3 protein-coding genes and 1 pseudogene are annotated in these 2904 nt (G+C 68.6%); 2 read left to right on the plus strand and 2 right to left on the minus strand.

All coding sequences use genetic code 11. The annotated features are described in order from the left end of the window. Positions 1–261: pseudogene (locus MT490_RS12385) on the minus strand (peptidase M19); the annotation flags it as partial. A gap of 68 nt (positions 262–329) precedes the next feature. On the opposite strand from MT490_RS12385, the gene ruvB reads away from it, so the two are divergent. Both ruvB and MT490_RS12395 read left to right on the plus strand, forming a co-directional pair. Continuing rightward, positions 330–1361 carry a Holliday junction branch migration DNA helicase RuvB gene (ruvB, locus tag MT490_RS12390; RefSeq protein ID WP_297387980.1) on the plus strand — a complete coding sequence of 344 codons (1032 nt, stop codon included), beginning with the start codon at positions 330–332 and terminating at the stop codon, positions 1359–1361. 190 nt (positions 1362–1551) lie between these two features. Beyond that, the gene (locus MT490_RS12395) at positions 1552–2622 is read left to right on the plus strand and encodes a DUF3089 domain-containing protein (protein ID WP_297387983.1); all 1071 of its coding nucleotides are present in this window, start codon (positions 1552–1554) and stop codon (positions 2620–2622) included. Here MT490_RS12395 and MT490_RS12400 read toward each other — a convergent pair. Beyond that, positions 2588–2794, minus strand: a complete 207-nt coding sequence (locus tag MT490_RS12400; protein WP_297387986.1) for a helix-turn-helix transcriptional regulator — start codon at positions 2792–2794, stop codon at positions 2588–2590. The two genes, MT490_RS12395 and MT490_RS12400, sit on opposite strands and share 35 nt — an antisense overlap. Positions 2795–2904: the final 110 nt, after the last annotated feature.

Below are 2904 nucleotides of genomic sequence, written 5' to 3' on the forward strand. Positions count from 1 at the left end.
CCACGGATCGGCGACGTTGCCGACCGGGAAAACCGTGTCACGAAGCAGGGTGACTCCGGTCGCGACCATTTCCGCCCAGGCGCGATCGCTGAGCCGAAGCTGCTCTTCCGATGCATAGGGATCGCCGACTCCACCCAGTGCGTCGATCACGATCGCGCGGTCGTACCAGCCGGGCGCTGGGGCGCGGCGCTGCGCTAAAGCGGGACCGGCAGCCAGCGCTGCCGCCGTCCCGGCTATCATCGTTCGCCGATCGAATTCCATGTTCCCTCCGGCGCGACACACCCTCGCTGCTTGTCGTAAGCCGATCCATCTGCGAATCAACGCACCGGATGGCCACCGACCCCGCCCGGATCACGACGCCCGAGCGCACTGCGGAAGACGCGGACGCCGCGCTTCGCCCGAAAAGCCTCGACGAATTCATCGGCCAGCAGTCGGCGCGCGAGAATCTTCGCGTATTCGTCCATGCCGCGAAGAGCCGCGGCGAGCCGCTCGACCATGTCCTGCTCCACGGACCGCCGGGGCTCGGCAAGACGACGCTGGCCGGAATCCTCGCGCGCGAGATGGGGGTCGGCTTCCGCGCCACTTCGGGCCCGGTGATCGCCAAGTCGGGCGACCTCGCCGCGCTTCTGACCAATCTCGAGGACGGCGACGTCCTGTTCATCGACGAGATCCACCGCCTCAATCCCGCGGTCGAGGAAGTGCTCTATCCGGCGATGGAAGACCGAGCGCTCGACCTGATGATCGGCGAAGGCCCGTCGGCCCGGTCGGTCCGGATCGAGCTTCCCCGCTTCACCCTGATCGGGGCGACGACCCGCCAAGGCTTGCTGACGACCCCGCTGCGCGATCGCTTCGGGATCCCGGTGCGCCTCAACTTCTACACGGTCGAGGAGCTGGAGCAGGTGGTGCGCCGAGCGGCCCGGCTGCTCGGCGTCGACCTTGCCGACGACGGCGGGCTCGAGATCGCGCGGCGCTCACGGGGGACTCCGCGCATCGCCGGCCGGCTGCTCCGCCGAGTGCGCGATTTCGCCCATGCGTCCGGCACGGCTTCGATCGGCGCTGAGGTCGCCGACCGGGCCCTCGATCGGCTCGAGATCGACGCGCTTGGCCTCGACGCCATGGACCGGCGCTACCTCACCATGATCGCGGACCTCTACGGCGGCGGGCCGGTGGGCGTGGAGACGCTCGCGGCTGGTCTTTCGGAGCCGCGGGACACGATCGAGGACGTGATCGAGCCGTTCCTCATTCAGCTTGGCCTCATCGCCCGCACGGCACGCGGCCGGTGCCTCAACGGCCGCGGGTACGCCCATCTCGGCCTGCCCGTCCCGCAGGGCAGCCAGGCCGGTTTGTTCGAGGGCGAATAGCGGAGTCTCTTCCATGCAAGACAAACCCCCACCTTCCCACCGCTTCGCGGCGGGGCCCTCCCTCTCCCGCTGTCGGGAGAGGGTTGGGGTGAGGGTCTTCGTTTCACTTCTCGCCCTCGCGGCGGCCTCTCCCGCCGCGGCGCAAGCGCCCGCGCCTGCATCGGTTGCGCCGGCCGCGCCAGACTACAGCATGCATCGCGCGTGGCTCTGCCTGCCGACGCGCAAGACGGTCTGCTCGACGCCCGTCCCGACCACCGCGCTCAACCCCAACGGCTACGGCTCGAGCGGCCCCAGCCCGGTCGCCAACAATCCGCCGCTCGACTGCTTCTATGTTTACCCGACCGTCTCGCGCGACCGGGGCATGAACAGCGATCTCGTCGCCGGGTCCGAAGAGCAGCTCGCCGCCGAAAGCCAGGTTGCCCGCTTCTCGTCGGTGTGCCGCGTCTTCGCGCCCATGTATCGCCAGATGACCATCGCCGCGGTCGCGGCCTATGCGACGGGCGCCAATATCGATGGGGCGGCGGCGCTTGCTTATGCCGACGTGCTCAGCGCCTGGCGCAACTACATCCGCACCCGGAACAATGGGCGGCCGTTCGTCCTGATCGGCCACAGCCAGGGCACGCTCCACCTGATCCAGCTGATCGCGCGCGAGATCGAGACCAACCCGGCGGTTGCGCGCCGGATGAAGCTCGCGATCCTCCCCGGCTACAATGTTCTGGTCCCGGAAGGGAAGCTGGTCGGCGGAAGCTTCCGTAAGACGCCGCTCTGCAGTCGCCCGGGCGAGACTGGCTGCGTCATCGCCTGGGTGAGCTTCCGCGAGAACAACGTGCCGCCGCGCGGCGCGATCTTCGGCTACGCCGACCGGCCGGGAATGACCGTCGCCTGCGTCAATCCCGCTCGGCCGGGCTCGCGCGGCTGGGTTCCGTTCGACAGCTATTTCTTCGCCCGTTCGGCCCTCCCGGTTCCGGGCGGTCCGATCAACTGGTCGAGCCAAGGCCCGCCGCCGACGCCGTACCTGCGCGCCGAAGGGCTGGTGTCGGGCAAATGCATCAACGACGGTCCGCGCGGCTATCTCGCCATCCGCATCAATGCCGACCCCAAGGACAGGCGCACCGACCGCATCGGCGGTGAGGTCGCGATCCTCGGCATGTTCCTCCCGGGCTGGGGCATGCACCTCATCGACATGGCCGCTCCTCAGGGTGACCTCATCCGCGAGCTCGAGGAGCTCAGCCTTCGATCCAGAACAATTCCTCAACGGTGACGCCCAGAGCCTTCGCGAGCTTGATCGCAAGCAGCGCCGAGGGCGTGAACACGCCATTCTCCACCGTGTTGACGGTTTTGCGGGTCACGCCCACCGCCGCGGCCAAGTCCGCTTGGGTCAGGGCAAGCTCCGCCCGACGCCCTTTCAAATTGTTCGCGAGACGGTCAGTCATCGCGCTGCGCGCGCCGCTCCAGCGTTCCAAACCTCAACAGCGCGCTGGCAATGCCGAGCGAGAGGATGACGTGGACCGCGTCGCGACCACCGAGCGGCTCGAACAAGGTG

Origin of the sequence: Sphingomonas sp. (assembly GCF_026460985.1) — a bacterium.
Taxonomy (GTDB): Bacteria; Pseudomonadota; Alphaproteobacteria; order Sphingomonadales; family Sphingomonadaceae; genus Sphingomonas.

What these genes read in the sequence shown, in the direction of transcription:
- ruvB (WP_297387980.1), top strand. Translation starts at nt 330, where the DNA reads ATGGCCACCGACCCCGCCCGGATCACGACGCCCGAGCGCACTGCGGAA.
- MT490_RS12395 (WP_297387983.1), top strand. Translation starts at nt 1,552, where the DNA reads ATGCATCGCGCGTGGCTCTGCCTGCCGACGCGCAAGACGGTCTGCTCG.
- MT490_RS12400 (WP_297387986.1), bottom strand. Translation starts at nt 2,794, where the DNA reads ATGACTGACCGTCTCGCGAACAATTTGAAAGGGCGTCGGGCGGAGCTT.